We start from the raw sequence: 22,530 nt of genomic DNA, 5'->3' as shown, positions 1-22,530 counted from the left end.
CCGACGTCCGTCGGGATGACGGTTGCGGGTGGCAACGGCGGCAGGACACGCGAACCACCGGCCCCCGCCCCTCCCCCGCCGCCCCGATCGTCATGGTCCGCGCAGGCGGACCACCCACGCATTCCGACCGCCGCAAGGCGTGGCTGGTCCGGCTGAACCGGACATGACGAGGAAGGAGAAACCCGCACCCGCAAACGACGCCCGCCACCCCGGCGAGCGCCGGCGCCCAACCGTCCGGCCCAAAAGGAGAATCGAGAAACCCGCACCCGCAGAAGCCGATCGTCACCCCGGCGAACGCCGGGGCCCAATCGTCCGGCGCATCATCCGCCCCGGTCCACTCGCCCGCTCCGTCGGCTGGATCCCGACGTCCGTCGGGATGACGGATGTGGATGCGGGTGCAAGCGGCTCAAAGATCCTTCCCCTGAGAGGAAGGATTAACCCCCTACCCCCTCACGGCTTCTTCCGGAAGGCGTCCAGCGACACCACCGCGGCGCCCTTGTCCCCACCCGTCTTATCCCCGCCCTTCTCCTCCTCGCTCGGAGCCTCGCCGGAGGCCGGTGCGGTCGGGTCGGTGGCGGCGCGGGCGGTGGCGGCGGGGATCACGGCGGCGGGGCCCTTGGAGATGGGCGTCACGCCGTCGTCCGCGCCCTCGTCGTTCTCCGCCTCGTCCGGTTCCTCCTGCATCGCATTGAACTGCAGGCCGAATTCCACCGACGGGTCGAAGAAGCCCTTGAGCGCCGTGAAGGGCACGAGCAGCCGCTCGGGAACCCCGGCAAAGCTGAGGCCCACCTCGAAGGCGTGCTCGGTCACCTGCAAATCCCAGAACTGGTGCTGGAGGACGATGGTCATCTCCTCCGGGTAGCGCTCGCGCAGGCGCGTGGAAATGCGCACGCCGGGGGCGTTGGTGTCGAAGGCGATGTAGAAATGATGGTCGCCGGGCAGCCCGGCACGGGCCACCTCGGTCAGAACCTTGCGCACCACGCCCCGAAGGGCTTCCTGCGCCAGCACGTCGTAGCGGATGAGATCCTGTACCATCATTCCTCGCACGGCAGGCTGTCCAAGTCCTGACCTCGCCGTCGCCGGCCCGGTATTTCCCGGCCCGGCATTCCCCGGCCCGGCGCTTCATCGTGAACGCGCCGGCCCGAAGACCGTTCGACGAAAGTCTTGAGTCGCCCGCGACGGGCAAGTCTAGCCTACGGTCACGCGGTGAAAAACCACGGACGGTCAAAAAACTGAAGCACGGCCGCGCCGGCAAGCCCGCGCCGCGCCGTCAAGTCGCAGAGGCCCTCAGGGACAAGGCGCGCGCCAACGACAGCGCGCCCGGACCCGCTCGCCCAATGCACAGGGACGCGCGACAGGCGGGAGGCGATGCTAAGGCGCTATGCGGAGAAAGAGAAGTGGAGGCTTCTGTTGCCAGGTGCCTCCGAACCCCGCCTAAGAGTGCTACCCCTCAGGGCTTGATTCCCAGTACCTGCACCGCATTACGCGGCGACGGCCACCGGAGCATAGTTGTCATTCGCAACTATAGGTTTAGCCCGATAACGGCGGTACAATGCCGAGCGAAAGAACCACCTTTACACCCTCGTCGATCCTATTTCGCCCCCGCCGGAAACCACGGTCTTCGGCCGGATCCTGCAATCCGGTGAGGCATTCGCCCCGTGGTCTCGGGTGGAGGCGCCGGGTACCGCCCCCGGGTCCGAAAGGTTTATTACGCAGCCTGTTTATCGCCATAGCCGGGTTGCCCCGGCACCCACACATATAGGCCGAGCCAGGAGCCTTGTGAAGGGCGGATGACGCCGGCCGGTCAGCGCTCGAAGAGGCGCGACGGCTGGCCGTGGTAGGTGGTCTCGGCGAACGGCCGGAAGCCGGTCTTCTCCGCCACCTTCAGCGACGGCGCGTTCTCCGGCGCGATCAGGCAGACGGTTCGGCCGGGTCCGAGCGTCCGGTCGCGCCAGGCGAGCACCGCCCGCACCGCCTCGGTGGCGAAGCCCCGGCCGTGCGCCGGCGGCGCCAGCACCCAGCCGATCTCCGGCACCCCGTGCAGCGGCGGCTCGATGGTGCGCCGGAAGTCCGCCAGCCCCACCTCGCCGACGAAGGCGCCGGTCAGCCGCTCCTCGATCGCCCAATAGCCGAAGCCGAGCAGGCGCCAGAGGCCGGCGTAGCGCAGGAGCCGCCCCCACACCTCTTCGTCCGTCGACGGCCGGCCGCCGATGTGGCGCACCACGTCCGGATCGGTCCAGAGCCGTGCCATCGCGTCGAAGTCCGCCACCGTGTGGGCCCGCAGCCGAAGCCGGGCCGTCTCGATCACCGGCACCGCGCCGAACGCCTTCGCCATCCCCACCTCCCCTGGCCTGTCCCGGCGTGCCGGACCGGCCGCGGCGACCCATGCGCCTTCATCGAAACACAAGACTCCCGCCGGCATCGTCACCGACGACCGGTCGCCTGTCCGACACCCATTCCGACATCCTTATATAGAGGCCCTACCATGTCCCGCCGCGCCGCCCTCGCCGTCCTGGTCCTCCTCGCTCCCGCCGCTCTTCTCCCCGCCCATGCGGACGTGCGGTCGGACCTTGCCGACGCGGCGGCGACCTACGAATCGTGCATGGCGGAGGCCGTACAAACCGTGGTCATGACCGGCTGTTCGGACGCGGCGCTCACTGTAGCCGACAACGCGCTGAACGTAGCCTACAAGGCCGCGGTCGCCGGCCTGTCAACGAGGACCGGCGACCCTTACGAGGACGACGCCAACGCCGAGACGCTGGCCCGGCTGAAGGCCGCCCAGCGCGCCTGGATCCCGTTCCGCGACGCCAACTGCCTGCTCCAGGCGGCCCAGATGCTGGGCGGAACCGGCGAGAATCAGCTCTACACCGACTGCCTCTACGTCGAGACCGCCGCGCGGGCCGCTGCCATCGAGGAGCAGTTCAACCCGTCGGACATGTAGGCCGACGCTATCCACAGGCGAGGTCCGTGCTGCCGACGACAATCCGGCTACATCCCGCTACAAAGCCCTACAGTCGGCTTCAACTTGTGCCGCGATTGCAGCCGGGCGGACCCATGCATCAGTACCACGACCTTCTTCGTCGCATCCTCCACGAGGGTCACCCCAAGGGCGACCGGACCGGCACTGGCACCCTCTCGGTGTTCGGCCACCAGATGCGGTTCGACCTCGCCGAGGGCTTCCCGCTGGTCACCACCAAGCGGCTGCACCTGAAGTCCATCATCCACGAACTGGCCTGGTTCCTGGCCGGCGACACCAACGTCAAGTATCTGAACGACAACGGCGTTTCGATCTGGGACGAGTGGGCCGACGCGCACGGTGACCTCGGTCCGGTCTACGGCCACCAGTGGCGGTCCTGGCCCGCCCGCGACGGCAGCACCATCGACCAGATCGCCTGGGTGGAGGCGGAAATCCGCCGGAATCCGAATTCCCGCCGGCTGATGGTCACCGCCTGGAACCCCGCCGACGTGCCCCTGATGGCCCTGCCGCCCTGCCATGTCCTCTTCCAGTTCTACGTGGCCGGCGGAAAGCTTTCATGCCAACTTTACCAACGATCCGCCGACGTCTTCCTAGGGGTTCCCTTCAACATCGCCAGCTACGCCCTCCTCACCGCCGTCATGGCGAGAGCAACCGGGCTGGAGCCGGGCGATTTCATCCATACGCTTGGCGACGCGCACCTCTACACCAACCACCTGGATCAGGCGAAACTGCAATTGTCCCGGGAGCTTAGGCCCCTCCCCCGGCTCGTCCTGGACCCCGCGCTCACGAGCGTCGATGGCTTCCGCTACGAGCATGTCACCATCGAGGGGTACGATCCGCACCCGGCCATCAAGGCCGAAGTCGCCGTCTGAAACCGGTCTCCTGGTGCCTTGACGGCGGCGCGGAAACGTCCGACCTCTGCCGCCCATGACCTCGCGCCGCGCCACCTCCCGCTCCGCCCGCCAGCCGGCCAACGTCGCCGGCGGGCAGGACCTCGTCCGCCTCCTCGACCAAGCCGGTCTGACGCCCCAGGCGGCGCTCTGGGTCTACAAGGAGGAGACCGACAGCTGGCGCTTCTGGCTCGCCCCGCCGCCCCACGCGGACGAAAGAGCGAGCTATTACAAGGCCGTGGCGGCCGTTCTTGCGAGCCCCGAAGGCAAGGCGACGCGGGTCGAATTCGGCGACGTCCAAGTCGTCCCCGCCAAGGACGACGTCCTTCGCGGTCTCGCCGACACGGTCTCCGCCGCCAAGATCGCCGCCATCAAGGTCGGCGCCGCCGTCGTCAACGGCATCTACCATCCCGAGAGCATCATCATCCGCCTGGCGGTCTGACCGCCCGGCCGTCCTTCCCCCGGAGTGCCATGACCCTCCAGATCCGCGCCGCCACCGCCGACGACACCCCGCAGGTCCTCGCCTTCATCCGCGCCCTTGCCGCGTACGAGAGGCTGCTCGACCATGTGAAAGCCACCGAGAACGATATCCGGCAGGCGTTGTTCGGGCCCTCTCCCAAGGTGTTCTGCGAGATCGTCTTCTGGAACGGGGCTCCCGCCGGCTTCGCGCTCTGGTACTATACCTTCTCCACCTTCGTCGGTCGGCACGGTCTCTTCCTGGAGGATCTCTATGTGGAGCCCGAATACAGGGGCCACGGTCTCGGCAAGGCGCTCCTCGCCCACCTCGCCAGGCGCTGCGTCGACGAGGGCCTCGGCCGGTTCGAGTGGGAGGTGCTCGACTGGAACCAGCCCTCCATCGACTTCTACGTCTCCCAGGGCGCCGAACTCATGAGCGGCTGGAAGCCCTGCCGGGTCTCCGGCGACGCCCTCGTCCAGTTGGCGGCGGCGGCCCCATGACGGACCCCGCCACCATCCCGCTCACCCTCGTCGTCGCCATCGCGGCCAACGGCGTCATCGGCCGTGAAGGCGGCATGCCCTGGCATTTGTCGTCGGATCTCAAGCACTTCCGCCGCGTGACCACGGGCAAGCCTGTGGTGATGGGCCGCCGCACCCTGGAGGCGATCGGCAAGCCGCTGCCGGGTCGCCCGAACCTCATCGTCAGCCGCAGCCTCACCGAGGCCCCCACCGGCACCACCCTCTACCCGGACCTCGCCACCGCCATCGCCGCCGCCCGAACGATCGCGGCGGAGACCGGCGCGGACGAGGTCATCATCGGCGGCGGCGGGCAGATCTACGCGGAAACGATCGGCATCGCCGACCGGCTCGTGGTCACCCACGCGGATCTAACCGTCGAGGGCGACACGTATTTCCCCGAAATCGACCCGGCCGTCTGGGCGGTCGTCGACGAGACGCCGATGCCGCGCACCGAAAAGGACAGCGCCGACGCCCGCTGGGTCACCTACCAGCGCATCCGGCCCTGAAGGCACGCGCATCCGCCTTGCCCGCTTGCCAACGTCAGGTGCCCGGGGGGTGCGTCCCGTTGACCAAATGGAACGATTTGCGGTTCGGCGAAACCGAAAACCGCGACGCTCACGTTGACTTGGCCGTATGGGGATCCCACCTCCACAGCAATCGCGGCTGGGTAGGAGCGAATTGCGGGGTCCGGTTGGAACCCGTATAAGCCGCCAGACCCCAAGAGACGGTACGAGACCGAGAGGAAGACGACCCTATGCCTTGGAGCAACCAGAGCGGCGGCGGCGGATGGAAAGGCGGCGGCAACGGCCCATGGGGTCAGCCGCCCCGCGGCGGCGGCGGTGGCGGATCGCCACCCGATCTCGAGGAACTGCTCCGGCGCAGCCAGGACCGCCTGAAGCGCGTTCTCCCGGGCGGCGGCGGATCGGGCGGTGGCGGCGGCGGTTCGCGCCTCGCGGTGCCGCTGGTGCTGGCCGCCGTCGTGGGCCTTTGGCTCTACGAGAGCATCTACGTGGTCCAGCCGGACGAAGTGGGCGTCGAGCTCCGCTTCGGCCAGGTGAAGCCGGAGCTCAACGATCCGGGCATCCACTTCCACTTCTGGCCTGTCGAATCGGTCGAACTGCCGGCCGTGCTGAAGGAGAACCAGGAGAATATCGGGATCTCCGTCGCCCGCTCGGCCAACGACAGCTCGATCATGCTGTCGGGCGATCAGAATCTGGTCGACGTGGAGTTCTCCGTCCTCTGGCGCATCTCCGACCCGGTGAAGTTCCTCTTCAACGTGGCGGACCAGCAGAACGTCGTCCGCGTGGTCTCCGAATCGGCCATGCGCGAATACGTCGGCCGCACCCGCGCCGACGAGTTCCGCACCCGCGGCCGCGACGCGGCCCAGCAGGCGGTGCGCGCCCTCATCCAGGGCACCCTCGACAGCTATGACGCCGGCATCACGGTGACGGCGATCAACCTGGAGCGGGCCGACCCGCCCCGCGAGGTGATCGACGCCTTCGAGGAGGTCCAGCGCGCCCAGCAGGACCAGGACAAGTTCAAGCAGGACGCCCAGGCCTACTCCAACAAGCGGCTCGGCGATGCCCGAGGCGAGGCGTCCCAGGTCCGCGAAGCCGCCCTCGGCTATCGCGACCGCGTGGTCGCCGAGGCGACCGGTGAAAGCCAGCGCTTCCGCGACGTCTACGAGGAATACGCCAAGGCGCCCGAGATCACCCGCAAGCGCCTCTACCTGGAGACCATGGAGTCGGTCCTGGCCAACTCCAACAAGGTCATCATGGACCAGAACGCCGGCGGCAACGGGGCCGGCGGCGGTGGCAACGGGGTCGTGCCCTACCTGCCGCTTCCCGAGCTCCAGCGCCGCACCCAGCAGGGGGAGACGCAGTGATGCGCGCCATCGCTTTTCCGGTCAGCCTCATCGTGGCGGCGATCGCCATCCTGATCGTCTATTCCTCCACCTTCATCGTCTCCGAGCGCGAGCAGGCCATCCAGCTGCGGTTCGGTGAAATCCAGCGTGTGATCAACGAACCGGGCATCTACTTCAAGGTGCCGACGAACGTGGTCGATACGGTGCAGATCATCGAGAAGCGCCTGCTGGCGATCGAGCTCAGCGACAAGGTCGTGCAGGTCAACGACGGTCGCCGCTATGTGGTGGACGTGTTCTCCACCTTCCGCATCACCGATCCGCAGCGGTTCCGCGAATCGGTGTCGGGCAATCTCAGCCTCGCGGCCGAGCGCCTGCGCACCCGCCTGGACGCGGCCCTCCGCCGCGTCTATGGTCTGCGCTCGTTCGACGCCGCCCTCTCGTCCGAGCGGGCCGAGATGATGGTGGAACTGCGCGACCTGGTTCGCGGCGAGGCCGAGGGCCTCGGCATGAACATCGTCGACGTGCGCATCCGCCGCACCGACCTCGTCCCTGAGGTCAGCCAGCAGACTTTCGAGCGCATGCGGGCCGAGCGTCTGGCGGAAGCGGCCGAACTGCGCGCCCAGGGTACGCAGGAAGCGCTCCGCATCCGCGCCGAAGCCGATCGTCAGGCGACGGTGCTGGTTGCCGAGGCAGCGCGCGACGCCGAGATCCTGCGCGGTGAAGGCGACGCGGAGCGGAGCCGGATCTTTGCCGAGGCCTATACGCTGGACCCGTCCTTCTTCGAGTTCTACCGCTCGATGCAGGCCTACAATTCAGCCATGGGTCAGAACACAGGCACCACCATGGTGCTGTCGCCGACGTCGGAATTCTTCCGCTTCTTTAATGGCATCAACGGCTCGGCCACGACCGAGGGCCTGACCGTGGCGCCGCTGCCCGGTCCGACCTCGTCGGTGACGCCCGCGCCGGCGGTACCGACGACCTCCACGGCGGAGGCGGCTCCCCTGCCGGCGCCCGTCACGCCGGTCGTCCCGGCGGCGCCTGTGGCGGCGTCGCCCTGATGGAGGCCTGATGCACGACTTCCTGGTCGCCCTCGGGCTGGTCGCGGTGATCGAGGGCGTCCTTTATGCCGCCGCTCCGGCGGTGATGAAACGCAGCATCCGGCAGGTCCTCGACATGCCGGATGCGACCGTTCGTCGGGTGGGCCTCACCGCCATGATGGTGGGCGTCCTAGTCGTGTGGCTGGTGCGGGGCTGACGGCTCCAGGCCTCCCTCCCTGTTTTCGCGGAGCGGCCCCTTCACGAGTGCGCGATCTGCCACACTTTTGTCTCCAGCCTCATATCGGGTGAGGGATAACGTCGAGGGCGCCTCGCGCGGGGTCGCCGGATGGTGCAAAAATCCCATGAGCGGGCTTGCCGGCCGATGCGGTCCCGGCGGATCGCCTTGTGGCGCGACAGGTCGAGCGGGCGATCGAACGTCGGCTGGCCGCGCGGGAGCGGAGGTGTAGGGCCTATGGCCATCGTGAATGCAAAGCAGTCGAACTGGCGGTTCCGCCTGACGGGCGCCCTGGCCGTGATGGCCGTCGCGGCGACCGCCACCATGGCCCCGGCCGTGCCGGCCTTCGCCCAGGCGCAACCGCAGCGGACCGCCAACGGCCCGGATTCGGTGGCCGACCTCGCCGAGAACCTTCTCGATGCCGTGGTCAACATCTCCACCTCGCAGACGGTCGCCAACCAGCGCTCCGTGCCGCTGCCGCAGGTGCCGGAAGGCTCGCCCTTCCAGGATTTCTTCGACGAGTTCTTCGATCAGCGCGGCCCGAACGGCGGTCCGGGTGGTGGCGGCGGTGGCCAGCCGCGCCGGGTCCAGTCGCTCGGATCGGGCTTCGTGATCGACCCGTCCGGCATCATCGTGACGAACAACCACGTCATCGAGGACGCTGACGAGATCGTCGCCAACTTTTCCGACGGCACCAAGCTGACGGCCGAACTGATCGGCCGCGACCTGAAGACCGACCTTGCCGTTCTCCGCGTCAAGCCGGAGAAGCCGCTGAAGGCCGTAAACTTCGGCGACAGCGTGGGCATCCGCGTCGGCGATTGGGTGATGGCCATCGGCAACCCGTTCGGCCTCGGCGGCACCGTGACCGTCGGCATCGTGTCGGCGCGCAACCGCGACATCAACTCCGGGCCCTACGACAACTTCATCCAGACCGATGCCGCCATCAACCGCGGCAACTCGGGCGGCCCGCTGTTCGACATGTACGGCAACGTGATCGGCATCAACACGGCCATCATCTCGCCGTCGGGCGGCTCCATCGGCATCGGCTTCGCCATCCCGTCGGAGACGGCGGTGAGCGTGATCGAGCAGCTGCGCGAGTTCGGCGAAACCCGCCGCGGCTGGCTCGGCGTCAACATCCAGCAGGTGACCGACGACCTCGCCGAGAGCCTCGGCATCGGGGCGAGCCGCGGCGCGCTGGTGGCCGGCGTGACCGAGGGCGGCCCCGCCGCTTCGGCCGACATCAAGGCGGGCGACGTGATCGTCTCGTTCAACGGCCAGCCGATCCGCGAGATGCGCGAACTGCCGCGCCTCGTCGCCAACACGCCGATCGGCCGCGAGGTGGACGTCACGCTGATCCGCGACGGCCAGGAGGTGACCGTGAAGGTCACGCTCGGTCGGCTGGAAGAGGGTGAGACGGTGGCTGCGGCCGAGACGCCGAACGACGAGCCGGCCGCTCCGGAAGCGCCGAAGCCCGCCGAGAAGGTGCTCGGCCTTGCGCTGGCGCCGCTCGACGAAGCCAACCGCGGCCAGTTCCAGATCGCCCCGGACGTCAACGGCGTGGTGGTCACGGGGGTGGACGACAACTCCCCGGCCGCCGAGAAGCGGATCACGGCCGGCGACACCATCGTGGAGGTGGCGCAGGAGCGGGTGAACGCACCCGCCGACGTGGCCTCCGCAGTGAAGAAGCTGAAGGACATGGGCCGCAAGTCCGCGCTCTTCCTCCTCGCCAATCCGGCGGGTGAGCTGCGCTTCGTGGCGGTGCGGATCGAGTGACCGGACAGCGGCTGACACAGCCGCGGCCGACCACATGACAAGACGGCGCGGCCGGTTCCTCAAGGGACCGGCCGCTTTCGTTCGAGCCGGACGGAAATACCTTATCGCGCCGGCCAAGACCCGAGCGGGCAGGTCGGGCAGACCCGGACGGATGGATGCGGAGAGAGGGTCGGGCGAAACGGCCGAACGCGGGGCGATCAAGCCCCGTGGGTCTCTTCGCAAACGCCTCAGGGCGTGGTGAGGTTGAGCGGAGCGCCGGCGCCCGGCGGCGGGCCGACGGTGGTCTGGGGCAAAGGCGGCAGGGTCGAACCGCGCAGCGCGTCCAGCTTGCGGGTGATCTCATCGGTGAAGTTCGTCCCGCCGGCGTCCTGCAGGTCCGAGCGCTGGTCCGGCGGCGGCGGCGGACTGAGAGCCTCTTCCGCGGCCCGCCGCGCGGCCTCGGCTGCCGCCTCCGCTTCGGCGGCCGCGGCTTCGGCGGCGCGGCGTGCCTCCTCCTCGGCGGCGCGGCGGCGTCGGACGGCCGCGTCCTCGCTCCGCTGGAGGGTCCGGCGCAGGAACTCGCGCTCCTGAATGTCGGCCTGCATGGTCTCCACCCGCTCCACCTCCGCCTCGAAGGCGCGGAGCGTCAGGAAGGCCGTGAAGGCGGTCACGTCCACCGACCGGGCGGGATCGTCGATCGGGCCGCGGAAGAGGATCGCCACTTGCGGCACCGCGCCCGCCACGCTCTCGGCGCCCGGGTCGATGGCAAGCTGCCAGTCGCTTTGCAGCGTCCAGCGCGAAAGGTCCAGCGTGGCGGAGCCGCTGGTGGTCGCCGTCGGCGTCGAGGCCACGAGGTTCGGCGCCCGGAGCGTACCGGACGACAAGGTGAAAGCGCCCTCGATTCGCTCGAACGGCAGATCGCCCGCGTCAATGTTGGCGGTGAACACCTCGCGGATCTTCTCGTCGGTGAGGTCGAGGCCGGCGTCCGCCGCCCGGATCACGGCCGAGAAGGCGTTCGGGTTCATGGTGCGGATGACGCCGTCCTCCACCCGGAAAGCGCCGCCGCCGGACAGCGAGGCGACGAGCCCGGTGACCGTGCGGCCGGCGGCCTGCAGGTCGAGGTCCACACCGAGGACGCCGGTCACCACCGGACGGTCCCCGCGTCGCCACGCGAAGGCCTCGGCCGGCGCGCCGTCGAGCTTGAAGGTGGCATCGACGACCGCTTGCCCCTCCAGATCCTGCTTGACGAGGGCACTGCCGGTCAGCGCGCCGCCGGCGAGCCGCGCCTCCAGGCCGTCGAAGGCGAGCCCGCGCGCCGTGTTGCGGAGGTCGAAGCGCGCCGCATCGGCCGCGAACGTGTCGCTCAGCAGGAGCTGGTCGGCCGTGACCGCGAGGTCGGTATCGATACCGTCGAGCGCGCCCGGCCCGAAGGGCGCTTCCGGCCACGGGTTTCGGGACGTGTCGAAAGGCATGGCGAGCGTGCCGGATCCGAGCGCCAACTCGCCGAGGCCGGTGAGCGACACCGTCCGGAGCGCGAGGGTTCCGGTGAGGCGCGGCAGGTCGCCGGCAAAGTCGGCCACGAGATCGGCGCGGATCGCCTCGCCGTCGAGCGTGCCGGTGAGATCTGAGACCGTGACCTTCGGCCCCTCCACGGCCACCGATGCCGCGGCGTCGATGGGCATGGAGCCGAGGAGGTCGGCCATCAGGTTGCCGCCGAGGGCGAGGATCGGCCCGACATCGTCGCTCTTCAGCGTCACGGCGAGGTCGGCGGCGGCCGGCGCGGCGGCGGGAAGGCGGAGCGTGCCGTCCACAGACGCGGCGGTGTCGCCGAGCGTGCCAGACCCGGCGATGGTCAGGCCCGATGCGGGTGTACCCCGCGCCGACACCGTCACCTGGCCGGCGCCGGCCGAGCCCCGGTCGGGCACGTCGAAGCCGAGCTGGCGCATCAGCCGCGCCCCGTTCGGGCCCTCGGCGGAGGCATCCAGCGTCACGGTCCCGTCGGTCCAGCGGTCCACCCGGCCGGTGAAGACCAGCGCGCCGTCGACCACGGAACCGCCGGCAGTGCCGGCAAGGCGCACGGTGAGGTCGGTGGCGTCCGCCCCGGCGCGCGCCTCCACGGTCGCCTCCACGGCGGCAGGAGCGAGCACCGGCGCGGCGACGACGAGCGCGTCGGCCAGCTCCGATCCGGGCGCGAGCGCCCGGACGAGGGCGGCAACGCCGTCAAGGTTCTCCGCCGAAATGAGCGCCTGCACGGAGCCGTCCGGCGTTGTCGCCAGGGTGCGGACGGTGCCGGCCGCCGAAAGCCGCGCGCCGGCGAGGTTGGCGACGGCGAACCGGTCGATGGCGAGAGTGCCGTCGGACAGCGCCGCGCGCACCTCGACGCCCTCGGCCACCGCCTCGCCCGCCACCAGGGCGTCGGCCTTCAGCTGGAGGTCGAGGTCGGCGCCCGCCATCGGCGTTGTGCCATCATCGCCCGTGGCGAGTGCCGCAACGGCACGCACCTGTTCCACATCGAGACGGTCCGCCGAAAGCGACAGCACCACGCCGGGCTTGCGGCCGGACCGGGCGGGCGCGAAAGCGAAGCCGCCGGTAAGCTTCGCCTCGCCGATCGTCGCCTCCAGGGCGTCGAGCCGAAGACCGTCGGCGGAGGCCGCCACGGTGGCGTTGGCGGAAAAGGGCTGCAGCGTGGTGGGCGGGCGGCCGGGATGCCACCACGCCACCAGGGTCGCGGGCTGCTCGGAGGCGATCACCATGTCGCCGGTGAAGGCCGGCGCGGGCCGCGTCACCAGGGGTCCGCGAGCCTTGAGGGTCGTCCGACCGGGCATCACCGCCTCCAGGGTCTCCACGTCCCAGCCGTCGGCCATGCTGGCGACGTCGAGGCGGACCGACTGGACGATGCTGCCGCCGACCACGATGCCCGGAATGTCGAAGCCGATGCGCGTCGCCACCGGCGGCGCCGGCAGGTCGACGAGGGCCTTGGTCAGCGCGTCGAGCACGCCGTCGAAAGAGACCGGCTTGTCCGGACCTTCCCCGAGCGTACGATCGAGGTCGATCTGGCGGGCGGAGAGCACCGCCTCGAACACCGGCTCATAGGCATAGTCGAGCGAGGCGGACCCGTTGATGGTGAACGGCCGGTCCTCCGGCCCGTAATGGAATTCAAGCTGCCGGGCGAGCGTGCGCGACGCGTCGGCCTCCACGGTGGCGGTCACCGACCAGGGCGTCGCCACCTCGGCCTGATCGGCCTTCTCCACCACGCGCTCCACGCGCAAGGTGCCGTCGAACCGGGGTTCGTCCGCCTCCACGCGGGTGCGGCCGTCGAGGGAGATGGACACCGGCCGGTCGATGGGCATCAGCGAGGCTTTCACCACCACCGAGCCGGTGGGGTCCACCTCGCCGGTGGAGAGGCGCACCATCACCCGGTCCTCGCCCACCACGGCGGAGCCGTCGAGCTTGTAGGGGCCGATCAGCGAGCGGCCGTCCAGCACCGCGTTGACGTCGGTGATCTGCAGCGGCGCGGCGTGCCGGCGGTCGGCGACCGTGATGCTGCCGTCGACGATGTCGACCCGGTCGAGCACCACCTTGTGCGGGTCCGTCACCGTGCGGGCGTTGCCGGCGATCCACTCGAAGGCGCCGTCGCCGGAGACCCGCACGGTGAGATCCGGGCGGTCCAGGCGCATCTGGGTGACGCGCACCTCACCGGAAAGGAGCGGGAAGAGCTCCACCTCCAGGTCGAAGCGGGCGACGGTCATCATCGGGCTGTCCGGCGGGCCGATGATGACGTCGGTGAAGGCGAGGGTCGGCACCGGCAGGAGGGAGGCGTCGGCGGTGCCGGTGACCTTCACCGGATGGCCGAGGATTTCCGTCGCCTGGGTCTCGAAGGCGGCGCGATAGGCGGTCCAATCCACGAACAACGGCCCCACCAGCGCCGCGACGAGCGCCAGGATGATGGCCAAACCGACACTGAAGTAGAGCGAGTTCAGGGTCCTGTCTCCGTTGTCCGTTCGGGCGCCCTCTTGGCGAACGCCGGGTCTTGAGAAGCGCGGTCCGAAGCCGGCCGAACCTGTGCTCGGCGGCTGCGGGTGTGGTCCACCATCCAGGCGTCGTACGCAAGGGCCGCGCCACTCTGGCGTGGTCCCCGCGTCAGAGCGCCACGATCTTTCCCGGGTTCATGATGTTGCCCGGGTCAAGCGCCCGTTTGATGGCGCGCATCAGGTCCAGCGCCCCGCCGTGCTCGCCGGGCAGGTAGGCCATCTTGCCCTGGCCGACGCCGTGTTCGCCCGTGCAGGTGCCGCCCATGGCGATCGCCCGCTCGTTGAGGCGGCCGATGAAGGCATCCGCCTTGGCGTTCATGATGTCGTCGGCCGGATCCGCGAGCACCAGCACATGGAAGTTGCCGTCGCCCACATGGCCGACGATCGGGGCGATCAGTCCTGTCTCGGCGATATCGTCCTGGGTGGCGGTCACGCAGGCGGCCAGCTGCGAGATCGGCACGCAGACGTCCGTGGAGGTGCCTTTCCAGCCGGGCATCAGGGCGACGGAGGCCCAGTAGGCGTCGTGCCGGGCCTGCCAGAGCCGGGTCCGCTCCTCCGCCTTGGTGGCGAACACCGCTGGGCCGCCGCCGAAATCGGCCGCGATCGCCTCGAAGATCTCCGCCTGTTCGGCGACGCCGGCCTTAGTGCCGTGGAATTCGATGAAGAGTGTCGGCGTCTCGGCGAGGTCAAGCTTGGAGTAGGCGTTGACCGCCTTCACCTGGAGGGCGTCCAGGAGCTCGATGCGGGCGACCGGGATGCCGGCCTGGATGGTGGCGATCACCGTCTCGCAGGCCGCCTCGATGCTCGGGAAGGGGCAAACGCCGCCGGCGATCCCCTCCGGGATGCCGTGGAGGCGGAGCGTGATCTCGGTGATCACGCCGAGCGTGCCCTCCGAGCCCACCATCAGCCGCGTCAGGTCGTAGCCCGCCGACGACTTCCGCGCCCGCGACCCGGTGCGGACGATGTCGCCGGACGGCGTCACCACCGTCAGCGACAGCACCGCGTCCTTCATGGTGCCGTAGCGCACCGCGTTCGTGCCCGAGGCGCGGGTCGCCGCCATGCCGCCGATGGAGGCGTCGGCGCCCGGATCGATCGGGAAGAAGAGGCCGGTGTCGCGCAAGGTCTCGTTCAGCCGCTTGCGCGTGACGCCCGCCTCCACCGTGCAGTCGAGGTCCTCCGGCCGCACCGCCAGGATGCGGTCCATGCGCGAGAGGTCGATGGAGATACCGCCCGCCGGGGCGTTGACGTGGCCTTCCAGGGAGGTGCCTGTGCCGAACGGGATCACCGGCACGCCGTGCTCGGCGCAAAGCCGCACCACCGCGGCCACCTCCTCGGTGGAGGTCGCGAACACCACCCCGTCCGGCGGCTGGTTCTCGATGCGCGTCGTCGTGTGCCCGTGCTGCTCGCGGACGGCGGCGGCACGGCTGAACCGATCGCCGAACTGGCCGGCGAGACGCGACAGCACGGCCTCGATGCCCGTCTCGTTGCGGGCCAGACGCAATACAGGTGCCATCTCAGCACTCCTAAACCATCCGCGCCGGCATGCCGGCGACCGCTCCGGCCTATCTGGCAAGCCGCCGTACGCCCCTGCGACGGTCCCTGCGACCCTATCAAACCCTTGAGCGTGCGCCAAAACCTTTGACGGACGAGACCCGACCGGCAATGTATCGTCATCACCATAAAGGAAAGGGCACCGATCACATGGATGACAGACGGCAGCCCTTGTGTGAGAGGCGTACCCGCCGAACGGGGCCCTTCGCCCGCCTGGCCGCCACGGTCGCGGCCCTCCTCGCCGGGCTGGCGCCGGCGTTCGCCGAACCGGCGCTCTGGGTGGCGCGCGATGCCGACAGCACCGTCTATATGTTCGGCACCTTCCACGTTCTCAAGCCCGAGGCGTCGTGGGAATCGGAAGCGACCCTGAACGCCTTCCTGGAGAGCGACGAACTCTGGCTGGAGGTGAACCTCACCGGTTCCTCCGGATCCAGCGTCAACCTGATGGCGCTCGGCACCCGGCCGGGCCAGCCGTTGTCGGCGTCGATCCCGGCTAAGGATCTGGAGACGGTGAAGACGGTGGCGAAGTCGCTCGCCATTCCCTACCCCACCCTGGAACCGCTCCGGCCCTGGCTCGCCTCGGTGATCATCGCCCGCCACGATCTGAAGGCGGCCGGCTATACGAGCAGCGGCCCGGACCTCGCCTTCGCCGGCCTCGCCACGCGCACTGCCAAGCCGGTTCGCGCGTTCGAAACCCCGGCAAGCCAGTTCGGCATGTTCGCCCGGCTGTCGCCGGAGGCCGAACTTGCGGTGCTGAGAGCCTCGCTCGACGAGGCCGGAGAGCGGTCCGACTATTTCGACGCGGTCGCCGCCGCCTGGCTCGCGGGCGATGTCGAGACGCTGGAGACCCGCGCGCTCGACGAGATCCGCGCCATGGGGCCGGAGGTCTACGACACGCTGGTGACCGACCGGAACCGCGCCATGGCCGAGACGATCCGCTCCTTCATGCAGGAGGGATCCGGCCGTCACTTCGTCGCCGTCGGCGCCGCCCACCTGATCGGCCCGGACAGCATCCAGCGTTTCCTCGCCGACGCCGGAATCGAGAGCGAGCGCGTGAACACCCCCGCCGGCCCACTGGCGCCGTAACGTCCAGTCGGCCCGCCCACCGTCGTCGATCGTCATGGTCCGCTTGAGGCGGACCATGACGAAGGAAGGTGGCGGAGATCGCGGAAGGGCGCCCAACAGGTGCATCCGCGTCGTGCGCCAGATTGCCCCTCCAAAAGACGCCTCTCAGCCCCGGCCGGCCGCGGCCGCCCCCCACCCCTCCCATTGAACTCGGCATTCCGAACGCGTAGAGGCACGGGCACGGCCCCTCCCTTGCGCCCTCCGTTCCGGCGATCGCCCGCATGAAACGCGCGTCCTCTCCCACCGATCTCTACCGGCGCTCCGTCGGCGTGCATCTCACCGCCTTCCTCGCCACCCGGCAGCCGCTCGTCTGGGTGCTGGCCTTCCTGGTGGGGCTGGCGGTGTCGGGCGCCACCATCCTGTTCCATTTCGGCATCGGCTGGGTGCAGTGGCTCTGGCTCGGCACCTCGTCCGATCGCATGCTGGACACGGCCGCCGCGGCGCCCTGGTGGGTGGTGATCGCGGGGCCGACCCTCGGCGGGCTGGTGGTCGGCCTCTACCTGCACCGATTCCATCCGGGCCAGCGCACGTCGGGCCTTGCCGACGTGGTCGAGGCCCGCGCCTCCGGGGCGCCGGTCCTCGCCTTCTGGCCGGGCGTCGGCAGCGCCTTCGGCACGGTGGTCTCCCTCGGCGCCGGGGCGAGCGCCGGCCGCGAGGGGCCGATCGTCCACCTGGGCGCGGTGATCGCCACCTCGCTCGGCCGCTGGACCGGGCTCGGGGCTGCCAACGGCCGGGTGCTGCTGGCGGCGGGGGCGGCCAGCGCCATCGCGGGCTCGTTCAACACGCCGATCGCCGGGGTGCTGTTCGCCCACGAGGTGATCCTCGGCCACTACGGCCTCAGCGCCTTCGTGCCGACCGTGATCGCCGCCGCCACCGCCGTGGTGCCGGCGCGCATCCTCTTCGGCGAGGCGATCATCTTCGACATCGACGCGCCGGCGATCGCCTCCTACGCGGAGTTTCCGGCCTTCGCGCTCCTCGGCGTGGTGGCGGGCGTCGTGTCGGTGCTGTTCCAATGGACGCTGGTCGGCACCGATGTGGCGGCCCGCAAATTGCCGCTGCCGCTCTGGTCGCGGCCGATGGTGGGCGGCGTCCTTGTCGGCGGCATCGGCGTCTTCCTGCCGGAGGTGCTCGGCATCGGCGCGGAGGCCATGGACCGGGTGCTCGCGGCCGAGGGCGTGTTCCTGCCGCTCCTCCTCATCCTGGTCGCCAAGATGCTGGCGACCGCCATCACCCTTGCGTCGCGCTTCGGCGGCGGCATCGTCTTTCCGTCGCTCTATCTCGGGGCGCTTGCGGGCAGCGCCTTCGGGGTGGTGGCCGCCGCCGTGGTGCCGGCGCTCGCCTCGCCGCAGCCGGTCTACGCCCTCCTCGGCATGGCGGCCGTCGCGGCGGCGGTTCTCGGCGCGCCGGTCTCCACCGCCGTGATGGTGTTCGAACTCACCGGCGGCTTCCAGCTCTCCATCGCGCTCCTCCTCACGGTCGCGATGGCGAGCGCCACCAACCAGGCCCTGCACGGCCGCTCGCTCATCCACTGGCAATTGGAGATGCGCGGCCTGATGCTGCAGAGCGGCGGCCAGCGCCACCTGATGCGCACGATCAAGGTGGCGAGCTTCATGACGGCGAAGATCTCCGGCACCGGCCTGCCCGCGGACTACCCCAGCGACTGCCTGCTCGCCCCCACGGACAGCCTCGCCCACGCCTTGAAGCTGTTCGACTTTTCCGGCCGGGCCGACCTTGCCGTGGCGGATTCCCACGACCCGGACCGGATCGTCGGCTGGGCCTCCCACGTCAACGCGCTCCGGTCGCTGAACGACGCCATGGCGGCGGACCTTGCCGAGCGCCACGCCTGACCGAACGGTCCATGGCAAGAAGCGGCCTCGCCACCCCGACCGTGTTGCTCTATTGTTCCGGCCATGCATCCGAAGCAGAATCAAATCGAGCCCGCCGTGCAGGACACACCCCCCCGTTCCGGCGGCATCGCCGCCCGGGCCATGGCGGCTGCGGCCCCGCAGGCCGGCGGATACCTGCAGGGCCTCAACCCGGAGCAGCGCGAGGCCGTGGAGGCGCTCGACGGGCCTGTGCTGGTGCTCGCCGGCGCCGGCACCGGCAAGACGCGCGTGCTCACCACCCGCATCGCCCACATCCTCGCCACCCGCCGGGCTTATCCCTCGGAAATCCTCGCCGTGACCTTCACCAACAAGGCCGCCCGCGAGATGAAGGAGCGCATCGGCCGCTTCGTCGGCGGCGCGGTGGAGGGCATGCCCTGGCTCGGCACCTTCCACTCCATCGGGGTGAAGATGCTGCGCCGGCATGCCGAACTCGCCGGCCTCCGATCCGACTTCACCATTCTAGACACCGACGACCAGCTCCGCCTCATGAAGCAGCTGATCGTCGCCGAGGGCATCGACGAGAAACGCTGGCCTGCCCGCCAGCTCGCCTCCGCCATCGACGGCTGGAAGAACAAGGGCCAACGCCCGGCCGACATTCCGGAAGGCGAGGCGCGCGCTTATGTGAACGGCAAGGGCCGCGAGCTCTACGCCGCCTATCAGGCCCGGCTGAAGGTGCTGAACGCCTGCGACTTCGGCGATCTGCTGCTGGAGACGCTCTGCATCCTCCGCGACCATCCGGACGTGCTCGCCGAGTATCACCGCCGCTACAAGTTCATCCTCGTCGACGAGTACCAGGACACCAACGTCGTCCAGTATCTCTGGCTGCGCCTGCTCGCCCAGGGCGCCCGCAACATCTGCTGCGTCGGCGACGACGACCAGTCCATCTACGGCTGGCGCGGCGCCGAAGTGGACAACATCCTGCGCTACGAGCGCGACTTTCCGGGCGCCAAGGTGATCCGGCTGGAGCGCAACTACCGCTCCACCAGCCACATCCTCGCCGCCGCCTCCCACCTCATCGCCCACAACGAGGCGCGGCTCGGCAAGACGCTCTTCACCGACGCGGAAGAGGACCCGGACGACGCCAAGGTGAACGTCGCCTCCGCCTGGGATTCGGAGGAGGAGGCGCGCTCCATCGGCGACGAGATCGAGCGCTTCCAGCGCAAGGGCGTGAACCTCAACGAGATCGCCATCCTGGTGCGCGCCTCGTTCCAGATGCGCGAGTTCGAGGACCGCTTCATCACCATGGGGCTGTCCTACCGGGTGATCGGCGGACCGCGCTTCTACGAGCGCCTGGAGATCCGCGACGCCCTCGCCTACTTCCGCCTCGTCAACCAGCCGGCGGACGACCTCGCCTTCGAGCGCATCATCAACACCCCCCGCCGCGGCCTCGGCGACGCCACGGTGAAGGTGCTGCACGACTATGCGCGCGCCAACCGGGTGCCGCTGTCGGAAGCCGTGCGGCAGCTGATCGCCACCGAGGAGTTCAAGGGCAAGGTCCGGCTGGCGCTGCGCGACTTCATCGAGAGCGTCGACCGCTGGCGCAACCAGCTCGACGCCCTGAAGCACACGGATCTGGCCGAACTCATCCTGGAGGAGAGCGGCTATACGGCCATGTGGCAGAACGACCGCTCGGCGGAAGCGCCGGGGCGGCTGGAGAACCTGAAGGAGCTGATCCGCTCCATGGAGGATTTCGACTCCATGGCGGGCTTCCTGGAGCACATCTCCCTCGTCATGGACCGGGACAACAACGCCGCCGACGAGGCCGTCTCGATCATGACGCTCCATTCCGCCAAGGGCCTGGAGTTCGACACCGTCTTCCTGCCCGGCTGGGAAGAGGGCCTCTTCCCCCACCAGCGCGCGCTCGACGAAGGCGGCCGGTCGGGCCTCGAAGAGGAGCGGCGGCTCGCCTATGTGGGCATCACGCGGGCGAAGAAGCACTGCCTGATCTGGTTCGCCGCCAACCGGCGGATCCATGGTTCCTGGCAGTCGAGCCTGCCCTCGCGCTTCCTCGACGAACTGCCGGAGCCGCACGTCCACGTCAGCGAGAGCCAGAGCAACTACGGCGGCTACAACAGCTACACCGCGCGCGGCGGCATGGGCGGCGGCGGCGGGCGGGCCAACCCCTATGGGGCGTCGCGGTTCGACCAGGTGGAGCGCTTCACCTCCACCTACGAGACGCCCGGCTGGCAGCGCGCCCAGAAGAACCGCGCCGCCGCCGGCCCCCAGCGCGGCTTCGCGGCGCCGGGCTCGCCCTATACGGCGGGCAACGGCCGGGTGATCGAGGGCGAACTGATCGCCAAGTCGGTGATCGGCGGCGAGCCGAAGTACAAGGTCGGCGAGCGCATCTTCCACGTGAAGTTCGGCTACGGCAGCGTCTCCGGCGTGGACGGCAACAAGCTGACGGTGGATTTCGACAAGGCCGGCCAGAAGCGCGTGGTCGACAGCTTCGTGGAGCGGAAGGCCTGAGCGCCGCCCTTTCCTGAGCCGGACGAAAAAAGGGCCGCAGTTGCGGCCCTTTTGCGTTGTCCGACAATCCCTTGCGTCGAATATCTCTCAGCCCACGCGATAGCGGTCCAGGAAGGCGTCCTGCCACTTCTCGGCGATGCGCACCGTCAGGTGCAGGCCGTCCTCGGGCGTGTCGTCCCGCTCCAGCACCTCGCCGTGGCTGTAGAGCCAGGCGAGGCCGGCGCCGTCGGCCTTGTCCACCACCACGTCGAAGGTGGGGCGGTCGCCGACCAGGCGGCCTTCGATGCTGGCGATCAATGGCGCCAGCCCTTCCCCGGTGATCGCCGAGACGGCGAACCGCTCCTGGCCGCCGGCATCCGGCGCGTGGGCCTGCTCGATCAGGCTCTCCCGGCGCACCGCGTCCACCGCGTCGATCTTGTTCCAGACCTCGATCACGCGCGCGGGATCCTCCGGATCCACGTCCAACTGGCGCAGCACCTCAGCCACGTCCTCGGCCTGGGCCTCGGTGTCCGGATGCGAGATGTCGCGCACGTGGAGGATGATAGTCGCCTCCACCACCTCCTCCAGGGTCGCCCGGAAGGCGGCCACCAGATGGGTCGGCAGGTTGGAGATGAAGCCCACCGTGTCGGAGAGGATGGCGTCGGTGCCGTGCGGCAGCCGGATCTTGCGGAGTGTGGGATCCAGCGTAGCGAACAGGAGGTCCTTGGCCAGCACGTCGGCGCTGGTCAGCCGATTGAAGAGGGTCGACTTGCCGGCGTTGGTGTAGCCGACGAGCGCGATCACCGGATGCGGCGCCTTCTGGCGCTGGCGGCGGTGCAGGTCGCGGGTGCGGCGCACCTGCTCCAGCTCCTCCTCCAGACGGCTGATCTTGTCCTGCAGCTGACGGCGGTCCGCCTCGATCTGGGTCTCGCCCGGGCCGCCCATGAAACCGAAGCCGCCGCGCTGGCGCTCCAGATGGGTCCAGGATCGGACTAGACGGGACTTCTGGTAGTTGAGATGGGCAAGGTCCACCTGCAGCCGACCCTCGCGGGTGTTCGCCCGCGCGCCGAAGATCTCCAGGATCAGGCCCGTGCGGTCCAGCACCTTGGCGCCGAGCCCCTTTTCCAGGTTGCGCTGCTGGATGGGCGTCAGCGCATGGTCGACGATCACCAGCTCCGCCTCGTTGGTGGCGACGGCGAGCTTGATCTCCTCCAGCTTGCCCGTGCCCACCAGGGTCGCCGGCCGCACGGTGGTGAGCCGCACGGTCATGGCGACCGTCACGTCGAGGTCGATGGCGAGCGCTAGGCCCACCGCCTCCTCGACGCGGGCTTCCATCGAGCGGGCCGCGGTCCGGCCCTTCTCCCGATCGGCCTCGCGCTGGGCCCGGTTGTCGATCTCGGGGACGACGACCACAGCCTTCGTCCGTTCCGTCAGACGCGAGATGGTGCGGGGCTTCGGCGTTCCGAGCCCGTCGTCCTCGCGGGGATCGCGATGATCCACGTGTCCTCCCGTTCGTTTGTTCTTCTTCACGCCCCTTGAGGCCCGAACCGTCGAAACGGCGGAAGGGTCCACCGGGACGGCAGAGGTCGCAAAGCCATCATGTCGGGTGCGGTCGGCCCGGCTGCAAGGGCCGGCTTGTTCCGGCCATACCTCCGGCAGCAGGCGCCTGATGGACCGGGCACGGGCTCATCACGAGCCGGCCAGGTCACCCGCGACGCTCAGGCTGTTCATGGTCTCAGGTCCGGCGCCGCGGACCGCCGCT

17 protein-coding genes and 1 other RNA gene are annotated in these 22,530 nt (G+C 69.7%); 12 read left to right on the top strand and 6 right to left on the bottom strand.

What is annotated here, in order from left to right; genetic code table 11:
• Positions 1–450: 450 nt before the first annotated feature.
• The 3 genes from BUQ68_RS20470 to BUQ68_RS20460 all read right to left on the bottom strand — a co-directional run bounded on the left by BUQ68_RS20470 (position 451) and on the right by BUQ68_RS20460 (position 2,335).
• On the bottom strand, positions 451–1,035 hold the full coding sequence (locus BUQ68_RS20470; protein ID WP_075217889.1) for an SspB family protein: 585 nt from the start codon (positions 1,033–1,035) through the stop codon (positions 451–453).
• 361 nt (positions 1,036–1,396) lie between these two features.
• Positions 1,397–1,788, bottom strand: a transfer-messenger RNA (tmRNA) gene (gene ssrA, locus BUQ68_RS20465).
• A gap of 16 nt (positions 1,789–1,804) precedes the next feature.
• Complete coding sequence (locus tag BUQ68_RS20460; RefSeq protein WP_075217883.1) at positions 1,805–2,335, bottom strand: GNAT family N-acetyltransferase; 531 nt, start codon at positions 2,333–2,335, stop codon at positions 1,805–1,807.
• A 150-nt stretch (positions 2,336–2,485) separates the two neighbouring features.
• On the opposite strand from BUQ68_RS20460, the gene BUQ68_RS20455 reads away from it, so the two are divergent.
• From BUQ68_RS20455 to BUQ68_RS20415, 9 genes are all read left to right on the top strand, one after another.
• A complete protein-coding gene (locus BUQ68_RS20455) occupies positions 2,486–2,941 on the top strand; it encodes a lysozyme inhibitor LprI family protein (protein ID WP_075217882.1) in 456 nt (151 codons plus the stop codon).
• A 113-nt stretch (positions 2,942–3,054) separates the two neighbouring features.
• Positions 3,055–3,849, top strand: a complete 795-nt coding sequence (locus BUQ68_RS20450; RefSeq protein WP_075217881.1) for a thymidylate synthase — start codon at positions 3,055–3,057, stop codon at positions 3,847–3,849.
• A gap of 55 nt (positions 3,850–3,904) precedes the next feature.
• Positions 3,905–4,309 (top strand): hypothetical protein, encoded by a 405-nt coding sequence (locus tag BUQ68_RS20445; protein ID WP_075217880.1) that lies wholly within the window; start codon positions 3,905–3,907, stop codon positions 4,307–4,309.
• Positions 4,310–4,338: 29 nt separating this feature from the next.
• The gene (locus BUQ68_RS20440; protein ID WP_075217879.1) at positions 4,339–4,824 is read left to right on the top strand and encodes a GNAT family N-acetyltransferase; all 486 of its coding nucleotides are present in this window, start codon (positions 4,339–4,341) and stop codon (positions 4,822–4,824) included.
• Positions 4,821–5,348, top strand: a complete 528-nt coding sequence (locus tag BUQ68_RS20435) for a dihydrofolate reductase (RefSeq protein WP_075217878.1) — start codon at positions 4,821–4,823, stop codon at positions 5,346–5,348. The genes BUQ68_RS20440 and BUQ68_RS20435 overlap by 4 nt, the downstream gene beginning before the upstream one ends.
• Before the next feature lie 248 nt (positions 5,349–5,596).
• Positions 5,597–6,727: an FtsH protease activity modulator HflK gene (gene hflK / locus BUQ68_RS20430; RefSeq protein ID WP_075217877.1), complete on the top strand. Its 1,131-nt coding sequence runs from the start codon at positions 5,597–5,599 to the stop codon at positions 6,725–6,727.
• Positions 6,727–7,764: a protease modulator HflC gene (hflC, locus tag BUQ68_RS20425; RefSeq protein WP_075217876.1), complete on the top strand. Its 1,038-nt coding sequence runs from the start codon at positions 6,727–6,729 to the stop codon at positions 7,762–7,764. The genes hflK and hflC overlap by 1 nt, the downstream gene beginning before the upstream one ends.
• Before the next feature lie 10 nt (positions 7,765–7,774).
• On the top strand, positions 7,775–7,960 hold the full coding sequence (locus tag BUQ68_RS20420; protein WP_075217875.1) for a DUF2065 domain-containing protein: 186 nt from the start codon (positions 7,775–7,777) through the stop codon (positions 7,958–7,960).
• A 255-nt stretch (positions 7,961–8,215) separates the two neighbouring features.
• Positions 8,216–9,751: a Do family serine endopeptidase gene (locus BUQ68_RS20415; protein WP_075217874.1), complete on the top strand. Its 1,536-nt coding sequence runs from the start codon at positions 8,216–8,218 to the stop codon at positions 9,749–9,751.
• Between the two features lie 227 nt (positions 9,752–9,978).
• Here the strand turns inward: BUQ68_RS20415 and BUQ68_RS20410 are convergent, their stop codons facing one another.
• Positions 9,979–13,683 (bottom strand): AsmA family protein, encoded by a 3,705-nt coding sequence (locus BUQ68_RS20410; RefSeq protein WP_075217873.1) that lies wholly within the window; start codon positions 13,681–13,683, stop codon positions 9,979–9,981.
• Positions 13,684–13,870: 187 nt separating this feature from the next.
• Positions 13,871–15,274, bottom strand: a complete 1,404-nt coding sequence (locus tag BUQ68_RS20405; RefSeq protein ID WP_075217872.1) for an FAD-binding oxidoreductase — start codon at positions 15,272–15,274, stop codon at positions 13,871–13,873.
• A 209-nt stretch (positions 15,275–15,483) separates the two neighbouring features.
• Here BUQ68_RS20405 and BUQ68_RS20400 point away from each other — a divergent pair, with 209 nt between their 5' ends.
• The 3 genes from BUQ68_RS20400 (at position 15,484) to BUQ68_RS20390 (ending at position 20,789) form a co-directional block, all read left to right on the top strand.
• Complete coding sequence (locus BUQ68_RS20400) at positions 15,484–16,398, top strand: TraB/GumN family protein (RefSeq protein WP_075217871.1); 915 nt, start codon at positions 15,484–15,486, stop codon at positions 16,396–16,398.
• Positions 16,399–16,658: 260 nt separating this feature from the next.
• Positions 16,659–18,284 carry a chloride channel protein gene (locus BUQ68_RS20395; protein WP_075217870.1) on the top strand — a complete coding sequence of 542 codons (1,626 nt, stop codon included), beginning with the start codon at positions 16,659–16,661 and terminating at the stop codon, positions 18,282–18,284.
• Positions 18,285–18,347: 63 nt separating this feature from the next.
• Positions 18,348–20,789, top strand: a complete 2,442-nt coding sequence (locus tag BUQ68_RS20390) for an ATP-dependent helicase (protein ID WP_075217869.1) — start codon at positions 18,348–18,350, stop codon at positions 20,787–20,789.
• An 87-nt stretch (positions 20,790–20,876) separates the two neighbouring features.
• Here BUQ68_RS20390 and hflX read toward each other — a convergent pair whose 3' ends face one another.
• Complete coding sequence (gene hflX, locus BUQ68_RS20385) at positions 20,877–22,268, bottom strand: GTPase HflX (RefSeq protein ID WP_425349560.1); 1,392 nt, start codon at positions 22,266–22,268, stop codon at positions 20,877–20,879.
• Positions 22,269–22,530 lie beyond the last annotated feature (262 nt).

This window comes from Mongoliimonas terrestris, from assembly GCF_001927285.1.
Lineage (GTDB): Bacteria > Pseudomonadota > Alphaproteobacteria > Rhizobiales > Pleomorphomonadaceae > Chthonobacter > Chthonobacter terrestris.
This window is presented reverse-complemented; position numbering and strand designations above follow the sequence as displayed.